The sequence below is a fragment of the Ramlibacter sp. PS3R-8 genome, from assembly GCF_037572435.1.
Taxonomy (GTDB): Bacteria; Pseudomonadota; Gammaproteobacteria; order Burkholderiales; family Burkholderiaceae_C; genus Ramlibacter.
In genome coordinates this window covers 394926-419176 of sequence record NZ_JBBHGT010000003.1, presented here as the reverse complement: position 1 = coordinate 419176, position 24251 = coordinate 394926, and the positions used below count along the sequence as shown (strand labels likewise).

The 24251-nt window shown below is 67.3% G+C and carries 27 protein-coding genes and 1 tRNA gene; 18 read left to right on the top strand and 10 right to left on the bottom strand.

Annotated features, from left to right (window positions below; all coding sequences use genetic code 11):
- The first annotated feature begins 16 nt into the window (after positions 1-16).
- The 3 genes from WG902_RS13425 to WG902_RS13415 all read left to right on the top strand — a co-directional run bounded on the left by WG902_RS13425 (position 17) and on the right by WG902_RS13415 (position 2924).
- Positions 17-1165: an alpha-hydroxy acid oxidase gene (locus WG902_RS13425; protein ID WP_340060591.1), complete on the top strand. Its 1149-nt coding sequence runs from the start codon at positions 17-19 to the stop codon at positions 1163-1165.
- Positions 1166-1362: 197 nt separating this feature from the next.
- Positions 1363-2568 (top strand): Y-family DNA polymerase, encoded by a 1206-nt coding sequence (locus WG902_RS13420; RefSeq protein WP_340060590.1) that lies wholly within the window; start codon positions 1363-1365, stop codon positions 2566-2568.
- A gap of 92 nt (positions 2569-2660) precedes the next feature.
- A complete protein-coding gene (locus tag WG902_RS13415) occupies positions 2661-2924 on the top strand; it encodes a hypothetical protein (protein ID WP_340060589.1) in 264 nt (87 codons plus the stop codon).
- Between the two features lies 1 nt (position 2925).
- Here the strand turns inward: WG902_RS13415 and queF are convergent, their stop codons facing one another.
- From queF to WG902_RS13400, 3 genes are read right to left on the bottom strand one after another with little or no spacing between them, the layout of a single operon-like run.
- Positions 2926-3771: an NADPH-dependent 7-cyano-7-deazaguanine reductase QueF gene (gene queF, locus WG902_RS13410; protein WP_340060588.1), complete on the bottom strand. Its 846-nt coding sequence runs from the start codon at positions 3769-3771 to the stop codon at positions 2926-2928.
- A 4-nt stretch (positions 3772-3775) separates the two neighbouring features.
- Positions 3776-4639, bottom strand: coding sequence for a 2OG-Fe(II) oxygenase (locus tag WG902_RS13405; RefSeq protein WP_340060587.1), 864 nt, complete (start codon positions 4637-4639; stop codon positions 3776-3778).
- Between the two features lie 60 nt (positions 4640-4699).
- A complete protein-coding gene (locus WG902_RS13400) occupies positions 4700-4975 on the bottom strand; it encodes a hypothetical protein (RefSeq protein WP_340060586.1) in 276 nt (91 codons plus the stop codon).
- A 78-nt stretch (positions 4976-5053) separates the two neighbouring features.
- On the opposite strand from WG902_RS13400, the gene hemA reads away from it, so the two are divergent.
- The 5 genes from hemA to WG902_RS13375 all read left to right on the top strand — a co-directional run bounded on the left by hemA (position 5054) and on the right by WG902_RS13375 (position 9896).
- Positions 5054-6325, top strand: a complete 1272-nt coding sequence (gene hemA / locus WG902_RS13395; RefSeq protein ID WP_340060585.1) for a glutamyl-tRNA reductase — start codon at positions 5054-5056, stop codon at positions 6323-6325.
- A gap of 136 nt (positions 6326-6461) precedes the next feature.
- A complete protein-coding gene (gene prfA, locus WG902_RS13390; RefSeq protein WP_340060584.1) occupies positions 6462-7559 on the top strand; it encodes a peptide chain release factor 1 in 1098 nt (365 codons plus the stop codon).
- Complete coding sequence (gene prmC / locus WG902_RS13385; protein WP_340060583.1) at positions 7556-8380, top strand: peptide chain release factor N(5)-glutamine methyltransferase; 825 nt, start codon at positions 7556-7558, stop codon at positions 8378-8380. Before prfA ends, prmC begins: the two co-directional genes overlap by 4 nt.
- Before the next feature lie 45 nt (positions 8381-8425).
- A complete protein-coding gene (gene grxD / locus WG902_RS13380) occupies positions 8426-8752 on the top strand; it encodes a Grx4 family monothiol glutaredoxin (RefSeq protein WP_340060582.1) in 327 nt (108 codons plus the stop codon).
- A gap of 145 nt (positions 8753-8897) precedes the next feature.
- Positions 8898-9896: an AAA family ATPase gene (locus WG902_RS13375; RefSeq protein ID WP_340060581.1), complete on the top strand. Its 999-nt coding sequence runs from the start codon at positions 8898-8900 to the stop codon at positions 9894-9896.
- A gap of 90 nt (positions 9897-9986) precedes the next feature.
- Here WG902_RS13375 and WG902_RS13370 read toward each other — a convergent pair whose 3' ends face one another.
- Positions 9987-10661 carry a lytic transglycosylase domain-containing protein gene (locus tag WG902_RS13370; RefSeq protein ID WP_340060580.1) on the bottom strand — a complete coding sequence of 225 codons (675 nt, stop codon included), beginning with the start codon at positions 10659-10661 and terminating at the stop codon, positions 9987-9989.
- Positions 10661-12406, bottom strand: a complete 1746-nt coding sequence (locus tag WG902_RS13365) for a proline--tRNA ligase (protein WP_340060579.1) — start codon at positions 12404-12406, stop codon at positions 10661-10663. The genes WG902_RS13370 and WG902_RS13365 overlap by 1 nt, the downstream gene beginning before the upstream one ends.
- Positions 12407-12498: 92 nt before the next feature.
- Here WG902_RS13365 and WG902_RS13360 point away from each other — a divergent pair, with 92 nt between their 5' ends.
- Together WG902_RS13360 and WG902_RS13355 are read left to right on the top strand one after the other, a co-directional pair.
- A complete protein-coding gene (locus WG902_RS13360; protein ID WP_340060578.1) occupies positions 12499-13143 on the top strand; it encodes an RNA pyrophosphohydrolase in 645 nt (214 codons plus the stop codon).
- Complete coding sequence (locus tag WG902_RS13355; RefSeq protein ID WP_340060577.1) at positions 13133-13639, top strand: CNP1-like family protein; 507 nt, start codon at positions 13133-13135, stop codon at positions 13637-13639. Before WG902_RS13360 ends, WG902_RS13355 begins: the two co-directional genes overlap by 11 nt.
- On the opposite strand, the gene proB is transcribed toward WG902_RS13355, so the two are convergent.
- The 4 genes from proB to rplU all read right to left on the bottom strand — a co-directional run bounded on the left by proB (position 13636) and on the right by rplU (position 16737).
- Positions 13636-14763 carry a glutamate 5-kinase gene (proB, locus tag WG902_RS13350; protein WP_340060899.1) on the bottom strand — a complete coding sequence of 376 codons (1128 nt, stop codon included), beginning with the start codon at positions 14761-14763 and terminating at the stop codon, positions 13636-13638. The two genes, WG902_RS13355 and proB, sit on opposite strands and share 4 nt — an antisense overlap.
- A 5-nt stretch (positions 14764-14768) precedes the next feature.
- Positions 14769-15845: an Obg family GTPase CgtA gene (cgtA, locus tag WG902_RS13345; protein ID WP_340060576.1), complete on the bottom strand. Its 1077-nt coding sequence runs from the start codon at positions 15843-15845 to the stop codon at positions 14769-14771.
- A gap of 307 nt (positions 15846-16152) precedes the next feature.
- Positions 16153-16413 carry a 50S ribosomal protein L27 gene (gene rpmA / locus WG902_RS13340; RefSeq protein ID WP_340060575.1) on the bottom strand — a complete coding sequence of 87 codons (261 nt, stop codon included), beginning with the start codon at positions 16411-16413 and terminating at the stop codon, positions 16153-16155.
- A gap of 12 nt (positions 16414-16425) precedes the next feature.
- Positions 16426-16737 carry a 50S ribosomal protein L21 gene (gene rplU, locus WG902_RS13335; RefSeq protein ID WP_340060574.1) on the bottom strand — a complete coding sequence of 104 codons (312 nt, stop codon included), beginning with the start codon at positions 16735-16737 and terminating at the stop codon, positions 16426-16428.
- Between the two features lie 171 nt (positions 16738-16908).
- Here rplU and WG902_RS13330 point away from each other — a divergent pair, with 171 nt between their 5' ends.
- The 8 genes from WG902_RS13330 (at position 16909) to WG902_RS13295 (ending at position 23670) form a co-directional block, all read left to right on the top strand.
- Positions 16909-17892, top strand: coding sequence for a polyprenyl synthetase family protein (locus tag WG902_RS13330; protein WP_340060573.1), 984 nt, complete (start codon positions 16909-16911; stop codon positions 17890-17892).
- A 45-nt stretch (positions 17893-17937) separates the two neighbouring features.
- Positions 17938-18014 (top strand) — tRNA-Pro (locus WG902_RS13325).
- A 224-nt stretch (positions 18015-18238) separates the two neighbouring features.
- Positions 18239-19969 carry a type IV-A pilus assembly ATPase PilB gene (gene pilB / locus WG902_RS13320; RefSeq protein ID WP_340060572.1) on the top strand — a complete coding sequence of 577 codons (1731 nt, stop codon included), beginning with the start codon at positions 18239-18241 and terminating at the stop codon, positions 19967-19969.
- A 28-nt stretch (positions 19970-19997) separates the two neighbouring features.
- Complete coding sequence (locus WG902_RS13315) at positions 19998-21212, top strand: type II secretion system F family protein (protein WP_340060571.1); 1215 nt, start codon at positions 19998-20000, stop codon at positions 21210-21212.
- The gene (locus WG902_RS13310; RefSeq protein ID WP_340060570.1) at positions 21212-22075 is read left to right on the top strand and encodes a prepilin peptidase; all 864 of its coding nucleotides are present in this window, start codon (positions 21212-21214) and stop codon (positions 22073-22075) included. The genes WG902_RS13315 and WG902_RS13310 overlap by 1 nt, the downstream gene beginning before the upstream one ends.
- An 8-nt stretch (positions 22076-22083) precedes the next feature.
- Positions 22084-22692, top strand: coding sequence for a dephospho-CoA kinase (gene coaE, locus WG902_RS13305; protein WP_445263687.1), 609 nt, complete (start codon positions 22084-22086; stop codon positions 22690-22692).
- 10 nt (positions 22693-22702) lie between these two features.
- A complete protein-coding gene (zapD, locus tag WG902_RS13300) occupies positions 22703-23455 on the top strand; it encodes a cell division protein ZapD (protein ID WP_340060568.1) in 753 nt (250 codons plus the stop codon).
- A gap of 8 nt (positions 23456-23463) precedes the next feature.
- Positions 23464-23670 (top strand): DNA gyrase inhibitor YacG, encoded by a 207-nt coding sequence (locus WG902_RS13295; protein ID WP_340060567.1) that lies wholly within the window; start codon positions 23464-23466, stop codon positions 23668-23670.
- Positions 23671-23795: 125 nt separating this feature from the next.
- Here the strand turns inward: WG902_RS13295 and WG902_RS13290 are convergent, their stop codons facing one another.
- Positions 23796-24251, bottom strand: coding sequence for an NUDIX domain-containing protein (locus WG902_RS13290; RefSeq protein WP_340060898.1), 456 nt, complete (start codon positions 24249-24251; stop codon positions 23796-23798).

The following is a 24251-nucleotide window of genomic DNA, read 5'->3' as shown; positions in this document are numbered from 1 at the left end:
AAAGAGGAGACGCGACTTGCCCGTGATCACCAACATCGAGGACCTGCGCGTCCTCGCGCAAAAGCGCGTGCCGCGCATGTTCTACGACTACGCCGATTCCGGCTCGTGGACCGAGAGCACCTACCGCGCCAACGAGGCCGACTTCGAGCGCATCCTGCTGCGCCAGCGGGTGGCGGTGAACATGGAAAGCCGCAGCCTGCGCACCACCATGGTGGGCCAGGACGTCGCCATGCCGGTGGCCATCGCGCCCACCGGGCTGACCGGCATGCAGCATGCCGACGGCGAGATTCTCGCGGCCAAGGCCGCGAAGAAGATGGGCATCCCCTTCACGCTGTCGACCATGAGCATCTGCTCCATCGAGGACGTGGCCGAGGCGACCGGGCGCCACCCGTTCTGGTTCCAGCTGTACGTGATGCGGGACCGCAGCTTCATCGAGGCCCTGATCGACCGCGCCAAGGCGGCTGGCTGCTCCGCGCTCGTGGTGACGCTGGACCTGCAGATCCTGGGCCAGCGTCACAAGGACCTGAAGAACGGGTTGTCGGCGCCGCCCAAGATGACCATCGGCAACCTGCTGAACATGGCCGGCAAGCCGCGCTGGTGCCTGGGCATGCTGGGCACGCAGCGGCGCCAGTTCGGCAACATCGTCGGCCACGTCAAGGGCGTGGAGAACATGGGCTCGCTGTCGGAGTGGACGGCCAAGCAGTTCGACCCGCGCCTGTCCTGGGCCGACGTGGAGTGGATCAAGCGGCGCTGGGGCGGCAAGCTGATCCTCAAGGGCGTGCAGGACGTGGAAGACGCGCGGCTGGCGGCCGACTCGGGCGCGGATGCGGTGATCGTCTCCAACCACGGCGGCCGGCAGCTCGATGGCGCGCCCTCCTCCATCTCGGCGCTGCCCGCCATCGTGGAGGCGGTGGGCCACCGCATGGAGGTGCACATGGACGGCGGCATCCGCTCCGGCCAGCACGTGCTCAAGGCCATCGCGCTCGGGGCCAAGGGCACCTACATCGGCCGCGCGATGCTGTATGGCCTGGGCGCCATGGGCCAGGAGGGCGTGGAGCGCGCGCTGGAGATCATCCGCAACGAGCTGGACCTGTCGATGGCCTTCTGCGGCCGAACCGACATCCGCGATGTCGACAAGGGCATTCTGCTGCCCGGGACTTTTTGAGGAAGGACAACCGGACGCAGAAGGCGCAAAAGTTACGCAGAAGGCGCAGAAGGACATCCGGGATTCTCAAGAAAATCTCCTGGTTTTCTTTTGCGTCTTCTGCGTAATTTCTGCGCCTTCTGCGTCCGGCTGCCCGCATTCCCCATGAGCGGCACAATCACAGTGTGAGTGTCCAGCGACGAATAGCCCACCTCGACATGGACGCATTCTTCGCGTCCGTCGAACTCCTGCGCTACCCGCAGCTCAAGGGCCTGCCGATCGTGATCGGCGGCGGCCGCCGCAGGGTGGACGAACTGCTGCTGCAACGCCATGCGGGCCGCGAGCTGCGGCACATCCCGGTGGAGGACTTCCCGCTGCTCAAGGACTATGTCGGCCGCGGCGTGATCACCACCGCCACCTATCCGGCGCGCCAGTTTGGCGTGGGCTCCGCGATGGGCATGATGAAAGCGGCCAAGCTGTGCCCGCAGGCCATCGTGCTGCCGGTGGACTTCGACGAGGTCAAGCGCTTCTCCCGCAGCTTCAAGAACATCATCCGGGACATTGCGCCCGTGGTGGAGGACCGCGGCATCGACGAGGTCTACATCGATTTCACCGACGTTCCGGGCGGGCAACGGGAAGGCGGGCGGGTGCTGGCGCGGCTGATCCAGAAAGCCATCGTCGATGCGACCGGGCTCACCTGCTCGATCGGGGTCGCGCCGAACAAGCTGATCGCCAAGATGGCCAGCGAATTCCAGAAACCCAACGGCATCTCGATCGTGTGGCCGGAGGACGTGCAGACGAAGATCTGGCCGCTGGCGGTGCGCAAGATCAACGGCATCGGCCCGAAGGCGGAGGTCAAGCTGCACAAGCTGCACCTGCGCACCATCGGCGACATCGCGCAGCAGTCGCGCGACTGGTTGATCGACAATTTCGGCCAGGCCTACGGCGCCTGGATGCACGACGCGGCCTGGGGCCGCGACGACCGTCCAGTGGTCACCGAAAGCGAGCCTGTGTCCATGAGCCGCGAGACCACGTTCGACCGCGACCTGCACGCGGTGCGCGACCGCGCCGAACTCGGCGCGATCTTCACCGACCTGTGCGCGCGCGTCGCAGAGGACCTGCGGCGCAAGGGCTACGTGGGCAAGACCATCGGCATCAAGCTGCGCTACGACGACTTTCGCATCGCCACGCGCGACCAGACGCTGGAGGCGTACACGGCCGACGCAGCAACCATCCGCAAGACCGCGGGCCAATGTCTCAAACGTGTCGACCTGTCACGGCGCCTGCGGCTGATCGGGGTGCGGGTGGGCAAGCTCGCCAAGGCAGACGCCATCCCCGCGCCTGCGCCGGTGGAGCCGGCGGGCCCCCCGCATGTGGCGGAGTTCACGCCTGACCTCTTTCACCCGGCGCGGGACGTTGGCTGACGCGCCGTACGCCCAGAGGCTGATTGAAGTCCGCCGCTGGCGAACTAGAGTGACTTCAAGCCCCCAGCCGGAGGGAGGCGCCGGAGCACAACATGGACCTGGACGCATTGCAGCGCATCAAGAAGTGGCACGTGGCGCACCAGAAAGAACACCCTGTCGAATACCACACCTGGGACGCGATGCTGATGCTGTGGGTGATGGGATGGGTGGGCTGGCTGCCCGCCTTCACTTTCGGAGCCTGGTGGGCCGTCCCGATGCTCGCCGCGGCGATGTCCGCGCCCACGCTGTACGTGGCCTGGCGGGTCAAGGCCCACCGCCAGCGGCGCCTGCGCTGCGACTGGCTCGCGGCGCGTTGAATCACTGCCGCGCGGTGCGCACGTTGGCAGGCAAGGCCATGGGATGGCTGGTGCGCAGCGGGTTGATGTCCAGGCCGCCGCGGCGCGTATAGCGCGCGTACACCGCCAGTTTCGTCGGCTTGCAGCGGCGCCAGATGTCCATGAACAGGCGTTCGACGCACTGCTCGTGGAATTCGTTGTGGTTGCGAAAGCTGACCAGGTAGCGCAGCAGCCCGCCCTGCTCGATCTGCGGGCCCGTGTAGCGGATCTGCACGCTGCCCCAGTCCGGCTGCCCGGTCACCAGGCAATTGCTCTTGAGCAGGTTGCTGGTGAGCGTTTCCTCCACGGGCTGCTCGTCCTGCGCCGCGCGCAGCAGGTGCGGCGCCGGGGTGTAGTCGGCGCACTCGATGTCCAGGCGGTCGAGGCTGAGGCCGTCCAGTTCATGCAGCGGCTCCCGGTCGAAGAGTTCCGGCAACAGCAGCCGGACGCCGACCGTGCCCGGCGCCGACGCGCCGCGCCAGACCGCCTCGCTCAGATCCGCCCGGATGCGGTCCCGCACCTGGTCCGCGCTATCGAACGGCTCGCTGTTGAAGCTGCCCAGGTACAGCTTGAGCGACTTGCTCTCGATGATGTTCGGCGTTTCGCAGGGAATGGTGAACTGGCCGATGGCCACTTGCGGCTTGCCGCGCCGATTCAGCCAGCTCAGCTCGAACGCAGTCCACAGGTCGGCGCCGAAGAAGGGCAGCGCCCCCGCGAGCCCCAGCTCGTCGCGCTTGGGACCGCGGGCCAGCGGGTACAACAGGCTGGCGTCGTAACGGTCCGCATAGGTGACCGGCTTGCCCAGTCGGGACTGGTCGGGCGAATTCATCGAGCTATTCGAAGCGGCGCTCGCGCAGCCACTTGGTGGCGATCCACTTCTCGCCCGCCAGCACCGGCGAGCCGCCGTGCAAGGTGCGCGTGGAGGGATGGGGCCGCTCGTAGCTGAAGAAAACGGCATTGCCACGCTTGGGCGCCACCTCGAGGAGCACGTCGGGAAACACCGTGCCGCCGCCCTTGTCCGGCTCGGCCAGGTAGATGACGATGGTGGCGACACGCTGGCCGCCGCGCTTGAGGATGGTGGGCGTTCCCGGCTCGGTGGGGTCGAAGTAATCGTAGTGCGGCTTGTACTCGGCGCCGGGCCCGTACTGCAGGATCTGCAGGCCCTCCCCGTTTTCCTCCGGCCAGTTCACCAGCACGGCCAGGCGCCGCTCGATGCGGCGCACCAGCTCGGTTTCGGCACGCTGGAAGAACATGCCGTTGCTGGTGCGGTCGGCGTTCACTTCCTCGCCGCCGGTGCGGGTGGCCACCGTGAGCGAGCGCGCCAGGCGCGGGCGCGCCAGCGCAATCAGCTGCTCGCATTCCTCGTCGGACAGCACGCCGCCGAACACCACCACCCGCGGATCGGCCATGGTCTGGAGCACGGCCACCCGGCGATCGCCGGTGTCGATGTAAAGGGGGGACTCCCCCAGCTGCGGCTCGGGCACCCGCACCGCCGGCGGCAGGCCCTTCGCCACGACCTGGCTCTCCACGTGGACGCGCAGGGTTTCCTCCATCGCGTCCACGGCGACGTCTTCGTTCCAGCCGGAGGCGATCATGGCCTTCAGCACGGATTCCGCACTGTGGCCGGCCTGCGCCTGTTCCACGATCCATTGCCGCAATTGCGGCGTCACCTGCTGCGTCGTTCCTGTCGTGCTCATGGTCTTGTCCTTGGCCTGAACGCCAGCGTCACTGCCCGCTTCATGATGGCATACGGCGGGTCAGTCGCGCCAGGCGCGCCCCACCAGCCATTGGGCTGTTGCAACCGCCACGACGAGGGCGGCATAAGTCGCCATTTTGCCGTCGCGGCCGAACCACCAGAGGCCGGCGACCAGCACCAGGACCCCGGTCACGGAGTTGGCCAGCAACGAGGCCCACCACCCCGGGCGGCGGGCCCCCGGCATCACGAGGCGCGCGCCCAGGGCGACCAGGACGGCGACGGCCAGCGCCGGGGCGGCGAAGCTGAGCAGGTGGACCAGGAAATCGAGGGGGTTCAATGGGGGCTTGATCCAGCGCAAACGGGGATTGTGAAACTCTTGGGTGCCTGGTCTCGATCGAATTTTATAATCGGCGGCATGGCAGTCTGGGCATTGGGCATCAACCACACGACCGCCCCGCTGGATTTGCGGGGCCGGTTCGCGTTCGCGCTCGACCAGATCGCCCCCACTTTGCACTCGCTGCGCACCGACGTGGGCAACCGGCTGGGCCGGCAGCCCGAGGCCGCCATCCTGTCCACCTGCAACCGCACGGAGATCTACTGCGCCGGCGCGCAGCACGAGATCGACACCACCGTGGAGTGGCTGGCGCAGGCCGGCCACGTCAACCCGGCGGTGCTGCGCAGCCATTCCTATGCGCTGCAGGATGCCGGCGTGGCGCGGCATGCCTTTCGCGTCGCCAGCGGGCTGGACTCGATGGTGCTGGGCGAGCCGCAGATCCTGGGCCAGCTGAAGGACGCCGTGCGGGTGGCGGAGGAGGCGGGCGCGCTCGGCTCCACCCTGAACCAGTTGTTCCAGCGCTCCTTCGCGGTGGCCAAGGAAGTGCGCACCTCCACCGAGATCGGCGCGCACTCGATCAGCATGTCCGCCGCGGCGGTGCGGCTGGCGGCGCAGCTGTTCGAGGACCTGTCGCGCGTGAAGGTGCTGTTCGTCGGCGCCGGCGAGATGATCGAACTGGCGGCGACGCACTTCGCCGCCCGCAGCCCCCGGGGGATCGCCATCGCCAACCGCACGCTGGAGCGTGGCGAGAAGGTCGCCGGGCGCTTCGGCGCCGAGCTGATGCGCCTGGCGGACCTGCCGACGCGGTTGCACGAATTCGACATCGTGGTCAGTTCGACGGCCAGCCAGCTGCCCATCATCGGCCTGGGCGCCGTCGAGCGCGCGCTCAAGGCCCGCAAGCACCGCCCGATGTTCATGGTGGACCTGGCCGTGCCGCGCGACATCGAGCCGGAGGTCAAGGAGCTGGAGGACGTGTACCTGTACACGGTGGACGACCTCGCGCACGTCGTGCAGGGCGGCCAGGCCCACCGGCAGGCCGCCGTCGCGCAGGCCGAGGCGATCATCGATGCCGGCGTGCAGAGCTTCGTGCACTGGCTGGACCAGCGCGCGGCCGTGCCGCTGATCCAGCAATTGCAGCAACAGACCGAAGAGTGGCGCGCCGTCGAACTGGCGCGTGCCCGCCGGATGCTGGCCAAGGGCGAAGACGTGGAGGCGGTGCTCGAAGCGCTGTCGCGCGGGCTCACCCAGAAGATGCTGCACGGCCCCATGGCCGAACTGCGCACCGGCGACGCCGAGTCGCGCCAGCGCGCGACCGCTGCCATCGAGCATTTCTTCCTGCGCAAAGAGCGTTAGCGACGCTGACGGATCTGCGTGCCACCGTCTTCAACGCAGAAGACGCAAAAGTACGCAGAAGACGCAAAAGGAATACCGGATTTCTTTTGCGACTTTTGACTTCCTTCTGCGTCTTCTGCGTTCAATTCCTTCGCCCGTGAAACCCTTTTTAAGACAACAACTGGAACGTTTCCCCGTCCGCCTGCAGGAACTCGACTTTTTCCTGGCGCAGCCGGACGTGGTGAACGACATGGAGCGCTACCGCGAGATCACGCGCGAGCACGCGGAGGTGAGCCATGTGAACGGCGTGTTCCAGCGCTTCCGCCAAGGCGAAAGCGCCCTCGCCCAGGCGCGCGAGATGATGGAGGACCCCGAGATGGCCGACATGGCGCGCGAGGAAATCGCCGCGCTGGAGGCCGAACTGCCCGCGCTGGAGGCCCAGCTGCAGGCCCTGCTGCTGCCCAGGGATCCCGACGACGCCCGCAACACCTTCCTGGAAATCCGCGCGGGCACCGGCGGCGACGAATCGGCGCTGTTCGCCGGCGACCTGCTGCGCATGTACACGCGCTACGCCGAACGCCAGGGCTGGCGCACCGAGATCGTCAGCGAGAGCCTCGGCGAAGTCGGCGGCTACAAGGAGGTGGTGCTGCGGGTGGTCGGCGACAACGTCTACGGCAGGCTCAAGTTCGAATCCGGCGGCCACCGCGTGCAGCGCGTGCCGGCCACCGAAAGCCAGGGCCGCATCCACACCAGCGCCTGCACGGTCGCGGCGCTGGCGGAGCCGGACGAAACGGCCGCGGTGCAGATCAATCCATCGGACCTGCGCATCGACACCTACCGGGCCTCCGGCGCGGGCGGCCAGCACGTCAACAAGACCGACTCCGCGGTCCGCATCACGCACATCCCGACGGGCATCGTGGCGGAATGCCAGGACGACCGCTCGCAGCACCGCAACAAGGCCAAGGCGATGCAGGTGCTGGTGGCACGGATCCAGGAGAAGGAACGCTCCGAACGCGCCGCGAAGGAGGCCGCCACCCGCAAGGGCCTGATCGGCAGCGGCGACCGCTCCGACCGCATCCGCACCTACAACTTCCCGCAGGGCCGCATGACGGACCACCGCATCAACCTGACGCTGTACAAGCTGGCCAGCGTGATGGAAGGGGATTTCGACGAAGTGGTGCAGGCCTTGCTGCTGGCGCGCCGGGCCGAGCAGCTGGAGGAACTCGAGGTCGGCATGGGGGCCGCGCGCGCGTGACGCTGCGGCAAGCGCTGGCGCAGGCGGCCACGCTGGGCGTGGCGCGGCTGGATGCGCAACTGCTGCTGCTGCACGTGCTGGGCCGCCCGGCGGTCGACCGCGCCTGGCTGATCGCGCACGACGAGGACGTGCTGGCGGACCCGCAACTGCGGCAATTCGAGGGCCTGTGTCGCCGCCGCGGGGACGGCGAGCCCGTCGCCTATCTCACCGGCGAAAAGGAATTCTTCGGGCTGCAACTCGCCGTCGATGCGCGGGTGCTCGTCCCCCGGCCCGACACCGAGACGCTGGTGGAGTGGGCGCTCGACGTGGTGCGCGACCTGGCCGCGCCCCGCATCGTGGACCTGGGCACCGGCAGCGGCGCCATCGCCCTGGCGATCCAGGCCGCGCGGCCGGACGCTCAGCTGGAAGGCGTGGACCGCAGCGCCGACTCCCTGGCCGTCGCCGCCGGCAATGCGCGCCGGCTCGGGCTGCCGGTCGCCTTTCGCCACGGCGACTGGCTGGCAGGCGCCGGCACCTACGACCTGGTGGTCAGCAACCCGCCGTACGTGGCGGCGGCAGACCCGCACCTGCAGAGCCTGCGCCACGAGCCGTTGTCCGCGCTGGCGGCCGGCCCTGACGGGCTGGACGACCTGCGCGCCATCGTCGCCGCGGCGCCGGCCCACCTGCGGCCCGGCGGCTGGCTGTTGCTGGAGCACGGCCACGACCAGGCGGACGCCGTGCGGGGGCTGCTGGCGGCAGCAGGCTTCGCGGCGGTGGCCAGCCGGGACGACCTGGCGGGCATCGCCCGCTGTTCCGGCGGGCGCCGGCTTGAACTGGGATAATCCACCGCAACGTGAGGGCAGGAACAGCCTGTCCAGGAGAACACCATGAGCGACGACCAGCAACGCATCGACGACCTCGTCAAGAACAGCGAGATCCTGCTGTTCATGAAGGGCAACGCGAGCTTTCCCATGTGCGGCTTTTCGGGCCGGGCCATCCAGATCCTGAAGGCCTGCGGCGTCGACCCCAAGCAGCTGAAGACGGTCAATGTGCTCGAGGACGACGGGATTCGCCAGGGCATCAAGGAATACAGCAACTGGCCGACGATCCCGCAGCTCTACGTGCGCGGCGAATTCGTCGGTGGCTCGGACATCATGATGGAGATGTACCAGAGCGGCGAGCTGCAGCAGGTGCTGGGAAGCAACGCGGCTTAGCACTCCCGGCCTCAGGCTGCCAAAGCAGCCTTCCTCTCTCCTTCACTGTCGACTCCTGCCGACAGGCGCGTGCGCCAGCGCAGCCATTCGTTGCCCGCTGGCACGGCCTATGCTGGAATGCACAAAAGTCGTTGAAGGAGCGCAGATGCAATCGTCACGCAGCCTCGTACCGCATGGCCCCGGCCTGAAACTGCCGATCGCCAACCTGCGCAGCGTCTTTCGCCCGCACGACGTCGAGCGCAAGCTGGCCAAGCTGGCCGCGCGCGAACACGAAAACCTTCGCGCCACCTACGAGCGCATGCTCGAGCGCGGGCCGGAGCGCTTCCAGGTCAAGCCGAGCGGCGTGCCCGAAATGGCCGACCTGTACGAGCAGTTGCCCAACTTCACCGACGCCCTGGACGACGTGAAGCGCCACGTGGCGCTCTCGCAAGACTCCGGCGACGGCATCGAGATCACCCCGATGCTGCTGCTGGGGCCGCCCGGCATCGGCAAGACGCACTTCGCGCGGCAGCTCGCCGAGTTGCTGGGTACCGGCATGAGCCTGGTTCCCATGAGCTCCATGACCGCAGGCTGGCTGCTCTCGGGCGCCTCGTCGCAATGGAAAGGCGCCAAGCCCGGCAAGGTGTTCGAGGCGCTGGTGGACGGCCAGTACGCCAACCCGGTGCTGGTGGTCGACGAGATCGACAAGGCCAGCGCCGACGCGCAGTACGACCCGCTGGGCTCCCTCTACAGCCTGCTCGAACACGACACCGCACAGACCTTCATGGACGAATTCGCCGAAGTGGCCATCGACGCCAGCCAGGTGATCTGGATCATGACGGCCAACGACGAACGCTGCATCCCCGAGCCGATCCTGAACCGCATGAACGTGTTCGAGATCGATGCGCCCTCGCTGGACCAGGCGCGCACGATCGCCCGCAACCTCTATGCGTCCATCCGCGGCGAGCACGGCTGGGGCGGGCGTTTCGACACCGAGCCGGCCGACGACGTGCTGGATTGCCTGGCCGAACTGGCGCCCCGCGAAATGCGCCGCGCGCTCATGACCGGCTTCGGCAACGCGCGCCTGGCGCACCGCGGGACGCTGCAGGCCGAAGACCTGCCGAAGTGCGGCGGCAGCAAGACGAAGATGGGGTTCGTGCAGTAGATGCGTGGTGGGGTGCGCTGCGCGCAACCCACCCTACGAACAGCGGGTCATCCGGTAGGGCGGGTTTCGCGAACGCGAACCCCGCCGTTCCTATCCCCCCGGCACGCGCTCCGGCGGCACGCCGGGGATCGGCGAGACCGGCACCGGCCCGGTCTCCTTCCACTCCCACACCTTCGCGGCGGCGAATACCGCATTCGGATATTGCGGCCGGCCGCGGCTGCCGTTGTAGCGGCCCAGCGCCATGTACAAGTCGCCGCGCTCGCGGTCGATGTAGTGGCGCAGGATCACGCAGCCGAAGCGCAGGTTCGTCTGCATGTGGAACAGGCTGGACGGATCGCCGTTGCCGATGACGCGCGTCCAGAACGGCATCACCTGCATGTAGCCGCGCGCACCCACCGGGCTCACCGCGAACTTGCGGAAAGCGCTTTCGACCTGGATGAGTCCCAGCACCAGCCCCATGTCCAGCCCGGCCCGCTTGCTCTCGTACCAGACGGTCTGCAGGAATTCCTTGCGCTCGGTCCAGTCGACCTTGCGCCGCTGCAGGCGGTTGCTCATGGCGCCCAGCCAGCGCAGGTACCTCAGCCGCACGTCGATGTCCGCGAAGTCCGGGATCGGCGGAGCGCTGTTGGCGATGGCGGAGGTGAGCGCGGTGCGCACCGAGTCCGCCAGCGGCTCCTCGAGCTGGCCGCCGGCTTGCGCCGGCGCGGGCACCATCCAGGACACCGGCCCCGCGAGCGCCGGCAGCAGGACGGAACGGCGGCGCATCACGCTGCGAGCTTCCCTTTCAGGAAGGCCGCGATGTCGCCGGCGGCCACCTTGGTGGCGCCAGCGTCGCGGCGATGCTGGTATTCCAGCTGCCCTTCCTTCAGGCCGCGGTCCGAGATCACCACCCGGTGCGGCACGCCAATCAGCTCCCAGTCGGCAAACATGGCGCCGGGGCGCTCGCCACGGTCGTCCAGCATCGCGTCCACGCCGGCTGCGCACAGCTCGTCGTGCAATTGCTGCGCGGCCGATTTCACGTCGGCGCTGCGGTCCATGCCGATCGGGCAGATCACGACCGTGAAAGGCGCGATGGCGTCGGGCCAGATGATGCCGCGCTCGTCATGGTTCTGCTCGATCGCGGCGGCGGGCAGCCGCGTGATGCCGATGCCGTAGCAGCCCATCTCGAACACCTTGGGCTTGCCGTCCTCGTCCAGGAAGGTGGCGTTCATCGGCACGCTGTACTTGGTGCCGAGATAGAAGATGTGGCCCACTTCGATGCCGCGCTCGATGGCCAGCTTGCCCTTGCCGTCCGGCGAAGGGTCGCCTTCGACCACGTTGCGCAGGTCGGCCACCGCGTCCGGCTCCGGCAGGTCGCGGCCCCAGTTGACGCCGGTGAGGTGGAAGCCCTCCTCGTTGGCGCCGCAGATCCAGTCGGCCATCAGCGCGACCTCGCGGTCGGCGACCACCTTCACCGGCTGCTTCAAGGCAATGGGACCGAGATGGCCGGGCTTGGTGCCGAAATGCGCCTCGATCTCGGGGACGGTGGCGAAGCGGAAGCCCGCGTCGAGCCCCGGGACCTTGGACACCTTGATCTCGTTCATGTCGTGGTCGCCGCGAACCAGCAACAGCCACACCTGGGTCTTCACCGGCTGGCCCTTGTCGTCCACCACGTCGGTGGCCAGCACCAGCGACTTCACGGTGGTCGCGAGCGGCACGGACAGCAGCGCCGCGACGTCCGCGCACGTGCTCTTGCCGGGCGTCGGCGTCTTCTCCATGCGCCGGCCGGCCGCCGCACGCGGCCCTTTCGGGGCCAGCGCCTCGGCCTTCTCCATGTTGGCCGCGTAGTCGCCTTCGGGGCTGTAGACGATCGCGTCCTCGCCCGTTGCGGCGATCACCTGGAATTCCTCCGAGAGGTCCCCGCCGATCGCGCCGCTGTCGGCGGCGACTGCGCGGTAGCGCAAACCGAAGCGGTCGAAGATGCGCCGGTAGGCCTGCGCCATGTTGTCGTAGCTTTTCTTCGCGCCGTCCTGGTCGCGATCGAAGCTGTACGCGTCCTTCATGATGAATTCGCGCCCACGCATCAGGCCGAAGCGCGGACGGCGTTCGTCCCTGAACTTGGTCTGCACCTGGTAAAGGTTCTTCGGCAGCTGCTTGTAGCTGCGCAGCTCCTGGCGGGCGATGTCGGTGACCACCTCTTCGCTGGTCGGCTGCACCACGAAGTCACGGTCGTGGCGGTCCTTGATGCGCAGCAGCTCGGGGCCCATCTTCTCGAAGCGGCCGGTTTCCTGCCAGAGCTCCGCGGGCTGCACCACCGGCATCGCGCATTCGACGGCGCCGGCCCGGTTCATTTCCTCGCGCACGATGGCCTCGATCTTGCGGATCACCCGCAGGCCCATCGGCATGTACGTGTAAATGCCGGCGCCCAGCTTCTTGATCATGCCGGCGCGCGTCATGAGCCGGTGGCTCGCCACCTCGGCGTCCGCGGGGGCTTCTTTCAGGGTGGAAATCAGGAACTGCGAAGCTCTCATGGAACAGGAAGGAAAGGAGGGGAAACCGAGCCCTTCCTGCACCCTTTACCGCCGTGCATAATGAACTCAGTTCAAAGATTTGAGGTTTGATTATGCTGGACCGGGACGGCTTCAGGCCCAACGTCGGCATCATCCTGCTCAACCAGAAAAACCAGGTGTTCTGGGGCAAGCGCATCCGGACACACAGCTGGCAGTTCCCGCAGGGCGGCATCGACCGCGGCGAAAGCCCCGAGCAGGCCATGTTCCGGGAACTCCACGAGGAAGTCGGGTTGATGCCGGAACACGTGCGCATCATCGCGCGCACGCGCGACTGGCTGCGCTACGAAGTGCCGGAGCGCTACATCCGGCGCGACGCGCGCGGCCACTACAAGGGACAGAAGCAGATCTGGTTCCTGCTGCAGCTGACCGGCCACGACTGGAACTTGAACCTGCGCGCCACCAACCACCCGGAATTCGACGCCTGGCGCTGGAACGACTACTGGGTCCCGCTGGACGTGGTGGTCGAATTCAAGCGCGGCGTCTACGAGATGGCGTTGCGCGAACTGGCGCGCTACCTTCCCCGCAACGACCACCGCAATCGCTACCTGCGCAGCGGCATGCGCACGCGTGACGGCGAGCAGGGCCCGCACGAGGCCATGCCCGGCCAGGGCATGGAGCTGCCGCCGGGCGCCACCTTCGAGCCCAACCCGCAAGGCCGGGCGCAGCCCGATGCCGCCAAGGGAAAACATGCTTCGTAGGATCCTTGCGCTGGGGTTCGCCTGCGCCGCGGCCTCGTCTTTCGGCCAGCTGCTCACCGACATCGACCCGAACTGGAAGGAAGTGGACGCGCCGCCTCCGCCGGCCGTGCGCACGCAGGGGCTGATCCCGCTGGAAACGTCGGCGAGCATCGCGCTGCGTTTCGGGGTGGACCCCGCATCGGTGAGCGTCGGCGCCGACGGCGTCGTGCGCTACGTGGTGGTCGCGTCCAGCGCCAGCGGCACCGTCAATGCCATGTATGAAGGCCTGCGCTGCAACACGGCGGAGGTGAAGGTGTACGCGCGCCACAACCCGGACAGCGGCTGGGTGCCGGTGCGCGGCGCGGAATGGCAGCCGCTGCAAGACCGTCCCAATTCGCGCCACAGCCTGGTCGTGGCGCGCACCGGCGCCTGCATGGGACGCGGCATCAGCGGCACCGCTTCGGACATCGTGCGCGCATTGCGCTCGCCCGCCGAAGCGCGTTTCGACCGGCGCTAGCGCGTCACCACCAGGTTGGTGCGGTGGATCATCTCCGGCTCCGCCATGTAGCCCAGGAGCTTCTCGATGTCCGCCGAAGGCTTGCGGCACAGGATGCGCGCCTCGCCTGAGGCGTAGTTCGCCAGACCGCGCGCGATCTCCTGCCCCGCCGGATCCCGCACCGCGATGACGTCGCCGCGGGCGAAGTCGCCTTCCACCGCGACCATGCCGATCGGCAGCAGGCTCTTGCCTTCCGTGCGCACCTTGCCGGCCGCGCCGGCGTCCACCGTGACGGCACCGCGCAACTGCAAGTGGTCCGACATCCAGCGCTTGCGCGCCTGGCTTTTCTGCGTGGGCGCGACCAGCAGGGTGCCGACGATCTCGCCGCGCGCGAGGCGCAACAGGCAGTCCGGCTCGCGGCCCCAGGCGATGGCGGTGGAGGCGCCGGAGCCGGCCGCGCGCTTGGCCGCCAGCACCTTGGTGATCATCCCGCCCTTGCCGATGCTGGAGCCGGCGCCGCCCGCCATCTTCTCCAGCGCCGGATCGCCCGCGGCGGCTTCCTCGATGAAGCGCGCTGCGGGGTCCTTGCGCGGGTCGGCGCTGTACAGGCCCTTCTGGTCGGTCAGGATCACCAGCAGGTCGGCCTCGACCAGGTTGGCGACCAGCGCACCCAGCGTGTCGTTGTCGCCGAACTTGATCTCGTCGTTGACGACCGTGTCGTTCTCGTTGATCACCGGCAGCACGCGCAGCCGCAGCAAGGTGAGCAGCGTGGAGCGCGCATTCAGGTAGCGCTCGCGGTCGGCCAGGTCCGCGTGCGTGAGCAGCACTTGCGCCGACGCCAGGCCGTGCTGGCGCAGCTTGGTCTCGTACATCTGGGCCAGGCCCATCTGGCCCACGGCGGCGGCGGCCTGCAGTTCATTGAGTTCATGGGGACGCGTGGTCCAGCCCAGGCGCTTCATCCCCTCGGCGATCGCGCCACTGGACACCATGATCACTTCGCGGCCGTCGGCCGCCAGCATGGCGAGCTGCCGGCACCATTCGCCGATGGCGCCTTCGTCCAGCCCGCGGCCCTCGTTCGTGACCAGGCTGGAACCGACCTTGACGACGATGCGCCGCGCATCGCGCAGCGTCGCCGACGCCTTCATATCGCTCATGAAGCCGGATTGTCGCTGCCCGAGAAGCGGGGGTCGACTTCCACCGGCGCGTTCTCGGCGATCTGCAGCGACTGGATGTGCTTCCAGATGGCCTTGACCAGGGGCTCGCAGCCCTCGCGGGTGAGCGCGCTGATCTCGAACACCGGCCCCTTGTGCCTGAAGCGCTTGACGAAGTCCTGCACGCGGGCGGCGCGTTCGTCCGCCGGCACCATGTCCAGCTTGTTCAGCACCAGCCACCGCGGCTTGTCGAACAGCTTCTTGTCGTATTTCTTCAGCTCCTGCACGATCGCCTTGGCCTGCTGCACCGGGTCGACCGCGTCGTCGAAGGGCGCAAGGTCCACCACGTGCAGCAGCAGGCGGGTGCGCTGGAGATGGCGCAGGAACTGGTGGCCGAGACCCGCCCCTTCGGAGGCGCCCTCGATCAGGCCCGGCACGTCCGCGAGGACGAAGCTCTGTTCCGGCCCGACGCGCACCACGCCCAGGTTCGGGTGCAGCGTGGTGAAGGGGTAGTCGGCGATCTTCGGCCGCGCGTTCGAGACGGCCGAAATCAGGGTGGACTTGCCGGCGTTGGGCATGCCGAGCAGGCCGACGTCGGCCAGCACCTTCAGCTCGAGCTTCAGGTTCTTCTTCTCGCCCGGCCAGCCCGGGGTCTTCTGCCGCGGTGCCCGGTTGATCGAGCTCTTGAACCGCATGTTGCCGAAGCCGCCGTCGCCGCCCTTGGCGATCATGATCTTCTCGCCCGGCTGCAGCAGTTCGTACAGCACCTCGCCGGTTTCCGCGTCGGTGATGATGGTGCCCACCGGCATCTTCAACACGATGTCGTCGCCCATGGCGCCGAACATGTCCGAGCCCATGCCGTGCTCGCCGCCGCGCGCGTGGTGCCGGCGCGAGAAGCGGTAGTCCACCAGCGTGTTGAGGTTCGGGTCCGCCAGGGCCCACACGTGGCCGCCCCGGCCGCCGTCGCCACCGTTGGGCCCGCCGAATTCCTTGTACTTCTCGTGGCGGAACGAGACGCAGCCGTTCCCCCCATCGCCCGCGGCGATGTCGATGAAAGCTTCATCAACGAATTTCATAATCCTTAACTTTGAAAAGTCGCCTGCGGCGACTTTTCAAAGTTGCCAATCAGTGTGAAGAGGACCGGCAAAGCCGGTTCCTCTTCACAGGCGGGACCGCGCTGCATGTTATTCCGCGCGGTCCTCACCGTGTACCCAGACCGGACGGCGCATCGCGCCGTCCGGTCTCCCTTGCGGAGAGGATCCGGCTTTGCCGGTCCTCTTCGCACTGGTCAGACCACTTCAGAGTTGCCGAAGGCGAATCTGAAGTGAACAAAAGACGAAGCCCCGACAAGTCGGGGCTTCTTGTCCGTGGTTTGAGCTTAGCTCAAGCCACCGGGGTCACGTTGACCGTGTGCTTGTTCAGCGAACCCTTGACCTGGAAGTTCACGTGGCCGTCCACCAGGGCGAACAGCGTGTGGTCCTTGCCCAGGCCGACGTTGACGCCGGGATGGAACTTGGTGCCGCGCTGGCGCACGATGATGGAGCCGGCGCTGATGAGTTCGCCGCCGAAGGCCTTGACGCCCAGCATCTTCGGCTGGGAATCACGCCCGTTTCGCGTCGAGCCGCCGCCTTTTTTCTGTGCCATTTCCCGCTCTCCTTAGCTGGCAATCACGCCGATTTGCAGTTCGGTGTACTGCTGGCGGTGACCCTGGTGCTTCTGGTAGTGCTTGCGGCGACGCATCTTGAAGATACGCACCTTCTCGTGCTTGCCGTGCGCCAGGATGGTGGCTTTGACCGTGGCACCGGATACCAGGGGGACGCCGATCTTCAGGTCGCCGCCGTTTCCGACTGCGAGCACCTGGTCGATCGTGATTTCCTGGCCGATGTCCGCAGCAATCTGTTCTACTTTGATCTTATCGCCGGAAGCAACGCGATACTGCTTGCCACCGGTTTTTATGACCGCGTACATGGTTTGACCTCACAAATGGATGGCCCTTCGGGGGCCGTCGATCCCTGCCGGACGGATTTCCGCAGAGCCCAAGACTATAGCATTGTTTGCGGTCACTCACAAGCCGCGGGCCGCCACCGGCAGCAGCCGGAGGGGGGCTTTCTATAATCGGCCCATTCGCCGGACCCCTCCTTGACCGATCCCTCCCCCAGCGCCGCCTCTGTCCTGAGCCTCATCGCCGATGACATGGGCGAAGTCGACGCCGTGATCGCCGGGCGGCTCGCCTCGAGCGTTCCGCTCGTGGGCCAGGTGTCGCGCTACATCATCTCTTCCGGCGGCAAGCGCCTGCGCCCTGCCCTGCTGCTGCTGGTGTGCGGCGCGCTCGGCTACCGGGGCGAGCAGCGGCACAACCTCGCCGCGGTGGTGGAGTTCATCCACACGGCCACCCTGCTGCACGACGACGTGGTCGACGAGTCCACCTTGCGCCGCGGCCGAGCCACCGCCAACGAAAGCTTCGGCAACCCCGCCAGCGTCCTGGTGGGCGACTTCCTCTACTCCCGGGCCTTCCAGATGATGCTGGACGCGCACGACGTGCGCGTGATGGAGATCCTGGCCGAGGCAACCAACATCATCGCCGAGGGCGAGGTCATGCAGCTGATGAACATGCACGACCCCGAGCTCGACGAAGCCGCCTACATGCAGGTCATCCGCTCCAAGACCGCGAAGCTGTTCGAAGCCAGTGCGCGGCTGGGAGCCGTGCTGGCGAAGGCGCCGCCGGCGATCGAACGGGCCTGCGCCGACTACGGGCAGGCGCTCGGCACGGCCTTCCAGGTGATCGACGACGTGCTGGATTACGCCGGCGCGCCCGAGGAGATGGGCAAGAACCTCGGTGACGACCTGCGCGAAGGCAAGGTCACGCTGCCCCTGATCGCCGCCATGCGCCGGGGCCGGCCGGAGCAGCGCGCGCTGATCCGGCATGCCATCGAGACCGGCGCGCTGGAGGAACTGGACCGCATCAGCGCCATCGTGCGCGAAACCGGCGCCCTCGAGGTGGCGCAGGAGGCCGCCGCCGCCGAAGCGCGACGCGCGATGTCAGCCGCTGCACAGCTGCCGGTGAATCCGCATGCTCAGGCTTTGGTACAATTGGCGGCTTCGCTGCTGCAACGTCGCAACTGAGGCCGGTTCACCGGTCGAGGCATCGCGGCGCACCGCAAGCACCATCGGGGTGTAGCTTAGCCTGGTAGAGCGCTACGTTCGGGACGTAGAGGCCGGAGGTTCGAATCCTCTCACCCCGACCAGGATTCCATCGTCGCATGACACCTGAAGCCCCTTCACCGGGGCTTTTTCGTTTCCGCCCCGACATACCGCTCGTGCCCCGAGAGTGACCGTCTGCGCACGGTCGTGACTTCCTACCAACTGCCCGGCCCCCGCGGGGGCGCGGATCATTTACAGGAACTCAGCTTTTGGTGATGATGGCAGCAGCCCGCAAAGGGCATGGAGTAGTACTTGCTGATCGGAATCCATGGCTGCCGTCGATCCCGCCGTTGAAGCGTCCGCCCTGCCGGGGCTGGGCCGCGCGCTGGTGTCGGCGGGCAAACTGGGCCAGAAATCCGCCGACGACATCTACCGGAAGGCGCAATCCAACCGGACGAGCTTCATTGCGGAACTGACCGGTTCGGGGGCGGTGTCGCCGTCCGACCTGGCCCACACCATGTCGTCGGCCTTCGGCGCGCCGCTGCTGGACCTGGACGTGGTCGACCTGCAGCGGCTGCCGCGCGGCCTGCTGGACACCAAGATCTGCCAGGCCTACCGCGTGGTGGTGCTGTCCAAGCGCAACAACCGGCTGATCGTCGCCACGGCGGACCCGTCCGACCAGCAGGCGGCCGAAAAGATCAAGTTCGCCACGCAGATGGGCGTGGACTGGGTCATCGCCGAATACGACAAGCTGTCCAAGACGGTGGAGCTGCACGCCACCACGGCCACCGAGGCCATGGACAGCATCATCGGCGACGACTTCGAATTCGACGAGTCGACGATCGACACCGGCGCGGCGGACGACGACGACAAGGGCGCCACGTCGGACGTCGAGGACGCCCCGGTCGTCAAGTTCCTGCACAAGATGCTGCTCGACGCCATTGGCGCCCGCGCATCGGACCTGCACTTCGAGCCTTTCGAGCACACCTACCGCGTGCGCTTCCGCGTCGACGGCGAACTGCGCGAGATCGCCTCGCCGCCGGTGGCCATCAAGGACAAGCTGGCCTCCCGCATCAAGGTGATCTCCCGCATGGACATCTCCGAGAAGCGGGTGCCGCAGGACGGCCGGATGAAGCTGAAGATCAGCGCCGACCGCGTGATCGACTTCCGGGTCTCGACGCTGCCCACCCTGTTCGGCGAGAAGATCGTGATCCGTATCCTGGATCCGAGCAGCGCCCGCCTGGGCATCGACGCCCTCGGCTACGAGCCCGAGGAAAAGGCGCGCCTGCTCAAGGCCATCGAGCGCCCCTACGGCATGATCCTGGTGACCGGCCCCACCGGCTCGGGCAAGACGGTGTCGCTGTACACCTGCCTGAACCTGCTGAACAAGCCCGGCGTGAACATCTCCACCGCGGAAGATCCGGCGGAAATCAACTTGCCCGGCGTCAACCAGGTCAACGTGAACGACAAGGCCGGCCTCACCTTCGGCGTCGCGCTCAAGGCCTTCCTGCGGCAGGACCCGGACATCATCATGGTCGGCGAAATCCGCGACCTGGAAACCGCCGACATCGCCATCAAGGCCGCCCAAACGGGCCACCTGGTGATGTCGACCCTGCACACCAACGACGCGCCGACCACGCTCACGCGGATGCGCAACATGGGCATCGCGCCTTTCAACATCGCGTCCTCGGTGATCCTGATCACGGCGCAGCGCCTGGCGCGGCGCCTCTGCGGCCAGTGCAAGCAGCCTTTCGACATCCCGTACGAAACGCTGATCGAAGCCGGCTACCAGGAAGCGGACGTCGACGGCAGCTGGACGCCCTACCAGCCGGTGGGCTGCTCGGCGTGCAACAACGGCTACAAGGGCCGCGTCGGCATCTACCAGGTGATGCCCATCAGCGAGGACATGCAGCGCATCATCCTGGCCGACGGCAGCGCGCTCGAGATCGCCAAGCAGGCCAAGGTGGAAGGCGTGCGAAGCCTGCGTGAATCGGGTTTGCACAAGGTGAAGCTGGGCCTGACTTCCCTCGAGGAAGTACTGGCCGTCACCAACGAATAAGCGCAGGGAAGCAGAAGAGGACCCCCCAATGGCCACAGCAGCAACCAAGGTCTCCGAGTTCGTCTTCGAATGGGAAGGCAAGGACCGCAACGGCAAGCAGGTGCGCGGCGAGACGCGCGCCGCCGGCGAGAACCAGGTGATGGCCTCGCTGCGGCGGCAGGGCGTCAATCCGACCAAGATCAAGAAGCGGCGCATGCGCGGCGGCCAGAAGATCAAGCCGAAGGACATCGCCATCTTCACCCGCCAGCTGGCGACCATGATGAAGGCCGGCGTGCCGCTGCTGCAGTCGTTCGACATCGTCGGCCGCGGCAACGCCAACGCCAGCGTGACGAAGCTGCTCAACGACGTCCGCCAGGACGTCGAGACCGGCACCTCGCTGTCGGCCGCCTTCCGCAAGTACCCGCTGTACTTCGACAACCTGTACTGCAACCTGGTGGAAGCGGGTGAAGCCGCGGGTATCCTGGAAAGCCTGCTGGACCGGCTGGCCACCTACATGGAGAAGACCGAGGCGATCAAGTCCAAGATCAAGTCGGCCCTGATGTACCCCATCTCGGTGGTCGTGGTGGCCTTCGTGGTGGTGACGGTGATCATGATCTTCGTGATCCCGGCGTTCGAGGAAGTGTTCAAGTCCTTCGGCGCCGACCTGCCGGCGCCGACGCTGTTCGTGATCGCCATGAGCAAGTTCTTCGTCGCCTACTGGTGGCTCATCTTCGGCGCCCTCGGGGGCGGTTTCTATTTCTTCATGCAGGCCTGGAAGCGCAGCGAGAAGGTGCAGATGTTCATGGACCGCCTGATGCTCAAGCTGCCGCTGTTCGGCAGCCTGGTCTACAAGTCGGTGATCGCGCGCTGGACGCGAACGCTCGCCACCATGTTCGCTGCCGGCGTTCCGCTGGTGGAAGCGCTCGACTCCGTCGGCGGCGCCTCCGGCAACTCGGTGTACGAAGCCGCGACCATGAAGATCCAGCAGGAGGTGTCCACCGGCACCAGCCTGACGGCGGCGATGATCAATACCAACGTGTTCCCGTCGATGGTGCTGCAGATGTGCGCGATCGGCGAGGAGTCCGGCTCCATCGACCACATGCTGGGCAAGGCCGCGGACTTCTACGAGGCCGAGGTCGACGACATGGTGGCCGGCCTGTCCAGCCTGATGGAGCCGATGATCATCGTGTTCCTGGGCGGCCTGATCGGCGGCATCGTCGTGGCGATGTACCTGCCCATCTTCAAGCTGGGTTCCGTCGTCTGATGGGCGCGGACTGGGCCATGGACGCGGCGGTCGCCGGCGTCCTTGGACTGCTGTTCGGCAGTTTCCTGAACGTGGTGATCCACCGCCTCCCGAAGATGCTGGAGCGGCAGTGGGCCGCCGAGTGCGCGGAATTCGCCGGTCAGGAGCCGAAGCCGGAGGACCCCTTCAACCTGGTCGTGCCGGCTTCGCGTTGCCCCCACTGCGGCCACCGCATCCGCTGGTACGAGAACATCCCGGTGGTGAGCTGGCTCGCGCTGCGGGGCAAGTGCTCCGGTTGCCACACCTCGATCAGCATGCGCTACCCGGTGGTGGAGCTGGTCACGGCCGCCTTCTTTGCGCTGTGCGGCGCCCGCTTCGGCCTGACCTTGCAGGCGGCCGCGTGGGCCGCCTTCGCGGCGCTGCTGATCTGCCTGTTCCTGATCGACATGGACACGCAGATCCTGCCCGACGACCTGAACTACACCCTGCTCTGGCTCGGCCTGCTGGTGTCGGCGGTCGGCTGGAGCATCCCGCTGAAGTCCGCCGTGTGGGGTGCCGCGCTCGGCTACCTGGTGTTCTGGTCGATCTTCCAGCTGTTCAAGCTGGCGACCGGCAAGGAAGGGATGGGCTACGGCGACTTCAAGCTGCTGGCGGCGCTGGGCGCCTGGCTGGGCGTGGAGTACCTGCTGGCCATCATCCTGCTGTCCTCCGTCGTCGGTGCGGTGATCGGCATCATCCTGCTGCTCGTCGGCAAGCTGGCGAACAAGGACATCCCCATGCCCTTCGGCCCGTACCTCGCGGGCGCCGGGCTGCTCACGCTGGTGCTCAGCCCGGCTGCCGTGCCGGCGCTGCTGCCTTTCGCCTTCCCCTTCGGGGCGCGCTGACGGGAGCGATGGTGGCCGCCGCCCGCATCGGCCTCACCGGAGGCATCGGCAGCGGCAAGAGCACCGTGCTGGAAATGTTGCGCGAGCTGGGCGCGGTGCCCATCGACGCCGACGCCATCTCGCGAGCGACCACCGCTGCGGGTGGCGCGGCCATTGCGGCGATCGCGCAGAAATTCGGCGCCGACTTCATCACGCCTGCCGGTGCGCTGGACCGCGATCGCATGCGCGAACGCGCCTATGCGCAGCCCGACGCCCGCCGCGAGCTCGAGCAGATCATCCACCCGCTGGTCGGCGCGGAAATCGAGCGCCAGGTCGGGGCCGCGGTTGCCGCCGGCGCGCGCTGCATCGTGTTCGACATCCCGCTGCTGGTGGAGTCCGGCCGCTGGCGGTCGCAGGTCGATCGGGTGCTGGTGGTCGACTGCGAGCCCGAAACGCAGGTGGCCCGCGTCACGGCGCGCAGCGGCCTGGCGCCGGACGCCGTGCGGGCCATCATCGCCGCCCAGGCGCCGCGCGCGTTGCGGCTGGCGGCCGCGGATGTAGTGATCTGCAACGAGGGGTTGACGCTGGGCCAGCTGCGCAACGAAGTGGAACAGGTGGCGCGATCCTTCGGGCTATGATGGCGCCCGCGTGATCCTCTACGAATACCCTTTCAACGAACGCATCCGCACGTACCTGCGGCTCGAACACCTCTTCCGCCGCCTCGGGGAGCTCATTCCGCGCAGCCATCCGCTGGACCACCACTACGCGCTTTCCACCATCTTCGAAGTGATGGACGTCGCCGCGCGGGCGGACCTGAAGTCGGACGTGCTGAAGGACCTGGAGCGGCAGAAGCAGCAGCTCAATTCCTACCGCGGCAATCCCGGCGTCGAGGAATCGGTGCTCGACGAGGTCGTCGGCAGGATCGAGTCGTGCTTCCACAGCGTCAACAGCACGGCCGGCCGGGCCGGCAACTCGCTGACCGAGAACGAGTGGCTGATGAGCATCCGCAGCCGCGCGGGCATCCCGGGTGGGACGTGCGAGTTCGACCTGCCCGCCTACTATGCGTGGCAGCACCATCCCGCCGATGACCGCCGTGCCGACCTGGAGCGCTGGGCCGGCACGCTGGCGCCGCTGGCGGAATCGGTCCACGTGCTGCTCAAGCTGTTCCGCGATTCGGGCGCGCCGCAGAAGGTGATGGCCAGCGGCGGCCAGCTGCAGCAGAACCTGCCGCAGGGCCGCACCTTCCAGCTGCTGCGCCTGCGCATCGATCCCACGCTGGGCCTCGTGCCCGAGATCAGCGGCAACCGCCTGATCGTCTCCGTGCGCCTGATGCGGCAGGAGGCCGACCGGCTGGTGCCGAGCACCGACAACACCACCTTCGAACTCACCCTCTGCGCCTGAGGTCTCCCATGGCCACCCGTGCCGACAAGCCCCGCATCGTGCGCTGCCCGGCCTGCAGCGGCGACAGCATTTACGCGCCCAGCAATCCGTATCGGCCTTTCTGCAGCGAGCGCTGCAAGAACATGGACCTGGGGGCGTGGGCGAGCGAGTCTTTCCGCGTTCCCGACGAATCGCCGCCGGATGATCTGCCTTTTGGGGATCCGAAGGAGCAGTAATTCGGGACAGCCGGACGCAGAAGGCGCAGAAGTTACGCAGAAGACGCGGAAAAGAAAACATTCTTTTGGAAGTCCTTCGGCGACTTCTGCGTAACTTCTGCGCCTTCTGCGTCCGGTTGTTGGGTTTAGAAGGTCGCGCCCCCGAACCCTCGTTCCTCCGCAAACCACTTCAAGACGGGCACAGTCCCCGGCAACACCGGTTGCACCGTGACGGGAAGCTGCTGCCACGCGAACTGCTGGCCTTCATGCATGTGCAGCTCTCCGGTCCAGTCGTGGACCTTGCAGAAGTTCAGGCACACCAGCGCGTGGGGATAGTCGACGCGTTCGACGCGCCAGGGGTGCACGGCGCCGATCAGGACGCCGATTTCTTCCTGCAACTCGCGGCGTAGCGCCTCCTCCACGCTTTCGCCGGGTTCGACCTTGCCGCCCGGGAACTCCCAATAGCCTTCGTACACCTTTCCGGGCGGACGCGACGTCAACAGGAAAGCACCGTCAGGGCGCAGCAGCACGCCAACCGCGACTTCGACTTCCTTGCGGTCCGGCCCGCCTTCGCGCGGACGGTCACCGTCGGCGACGAGCAG

What these genes read in the sequence shown, in the direction of transcription:
- WG902_RS13420 (WP_340060590.1), top strand. Translation starts at nt 1,363, where the DNA reads ATGGACGCATTCTTCGCGTCCGTCGAACTCCTGCGCTACCCGCAGCTC.
- WG902_RS13415 (WP_340060589.1), top strand. Translation starts at nt 2,661, where the DNA reads ATGGACCTGGACGCATTGCAGCGCATCAAGAAGTGGCACGTGGCGCAC.
- queF (WP_340060588.1), bottom strand. Translation starts at nt 3,771, where the DNA reads ATGAATTCGCCCGACCAGTCCCGACTGGGCAAGCCGGTCACCTATGCG.
- WG902_RS13405 (WP_340060587.1), bottom strand. Translation starts at nt 4,639, where the DNA reads ATGAGCACGACAGGAACGACGCAGCAGGTGACGCCGCAATTGCGGCAA.
- hemA (WP_340060585.1), top strand. Translation starts at nt 5,054, where the DNA reads ATGGCAGTCTGGGCATTGGGCATCAACCACACGACCGCCCCGCTGGAT.
- grxD (WP_340060582.1), top strand. Translation starts at nt 8,426, where the DNA reads ATGAGCGACGACCAGCAACGCATCGACGACCTCGTCAAGAACAGCGAG.
- WG902_RS13375 (WP_340060581.1), top strand. Translation starts at nt 8,898, where the DNA reads ATGCAATCGTCACGCAGCCTCGTACCGCATGGCCCCGGCCTGAAACTG.
- WG902_RS13370 (WP_340060580.1), bottom strand. Translation starts at nt 10,661, where the DNA reads ATGCGCCGCCGTTCCGTCCTGCTGCCGGCGCTCGCGGGGCCGGTGTCC.
- WG902_RS13365 (WP_340060579.1), bottom strand. Translation starts at nt 12,406, where the DNA reads ATGAGAGCTTCGCAGTTCCTGATTTCCACCCTGAAAGAAGCCCCCGCG.
- WG902_RS13360 (WP_340060578.1), top strand. Translation starts at nt 12,499, where the DNA reads ATGCTGGACCGGGACGGCTTCAGGCCCAACGTCGGCATCATCCTGCTC.
- WG902_RS13355 (WP_340060577.1), top strand. Translation starts at nt 13,133, where the DNA reads ATGCTTCGTAGGATCCTTGCGCTGGGGTTCGCCTGCGCCGCGGCCTCG.
- proB (WP_340060899.1), bottom strand. Translation starts at nt 14,763, where the DNA reads ATGAAGGCGTCGGCGACGCTGCGCGATGCGCGGCGCATCGTCGTCAAG.
- cgtA (WP_340060576.1), bottom strand. Translation starts at nt 15,845, where the DNA reads ATGAAATTCGTTGATGAAGCTTTCATCGACATCGCCGCGGGCGATGGG.
- rpmA (WP_340060575.1), bottom strand. Translation starts at nt 16,413, where the DNA reads ATGGCACAGAAAAAAGGCGGCGGCTCGACGCGAAACGGGCGTGATTCC.
- rplU (WP_340060574.1), bottom strand. Translation starts at nt 16,737, where the DNA reads ATGTACGCGGTCATAAAAACCGGTGGCAAGCAGTATCGCGTTGCTTCC.
- pilB (WP_340060572.1), top strand. Translation starts at nt 18,239, where the DNA reads ATGGCTGCCGTCGATCCCGCCGTTGAAGCGTCCGCCCTGCCGGGGCTG.
- WG902_RS13315 (WP_340060571.1), top strand. Translation starts at nt 19,998, where the DNA reads ATGGCCACAGCAGCAACCAAGGTCTCCGAGTTCGTCTTCGAATGGGAA.
- WG902_RS13310 (WP_340060570.1), top strand. Translation starts at nt 21,212, where the DNA reads ATGGGCGCGGACTGGGCCATGGACGCGGCGGTCGCCGGCGTCCTTGGA.
- coaE (WP_445263687.1), top strand. Translation starts at nt 22,084, where the DNA reads ATGGTGGCCGCCGCCCGCATCGGCCTCACCGGAGGCATCGGCAGCGGC.
- WG902_RS13295 (WP_340060567.1), top strand. Translation starts at nt 23,464, where the DNA reads ATGGCCACCCGTGCCGACAAGCCCCGCATCGTGCGCTGCCCGGCCTGC.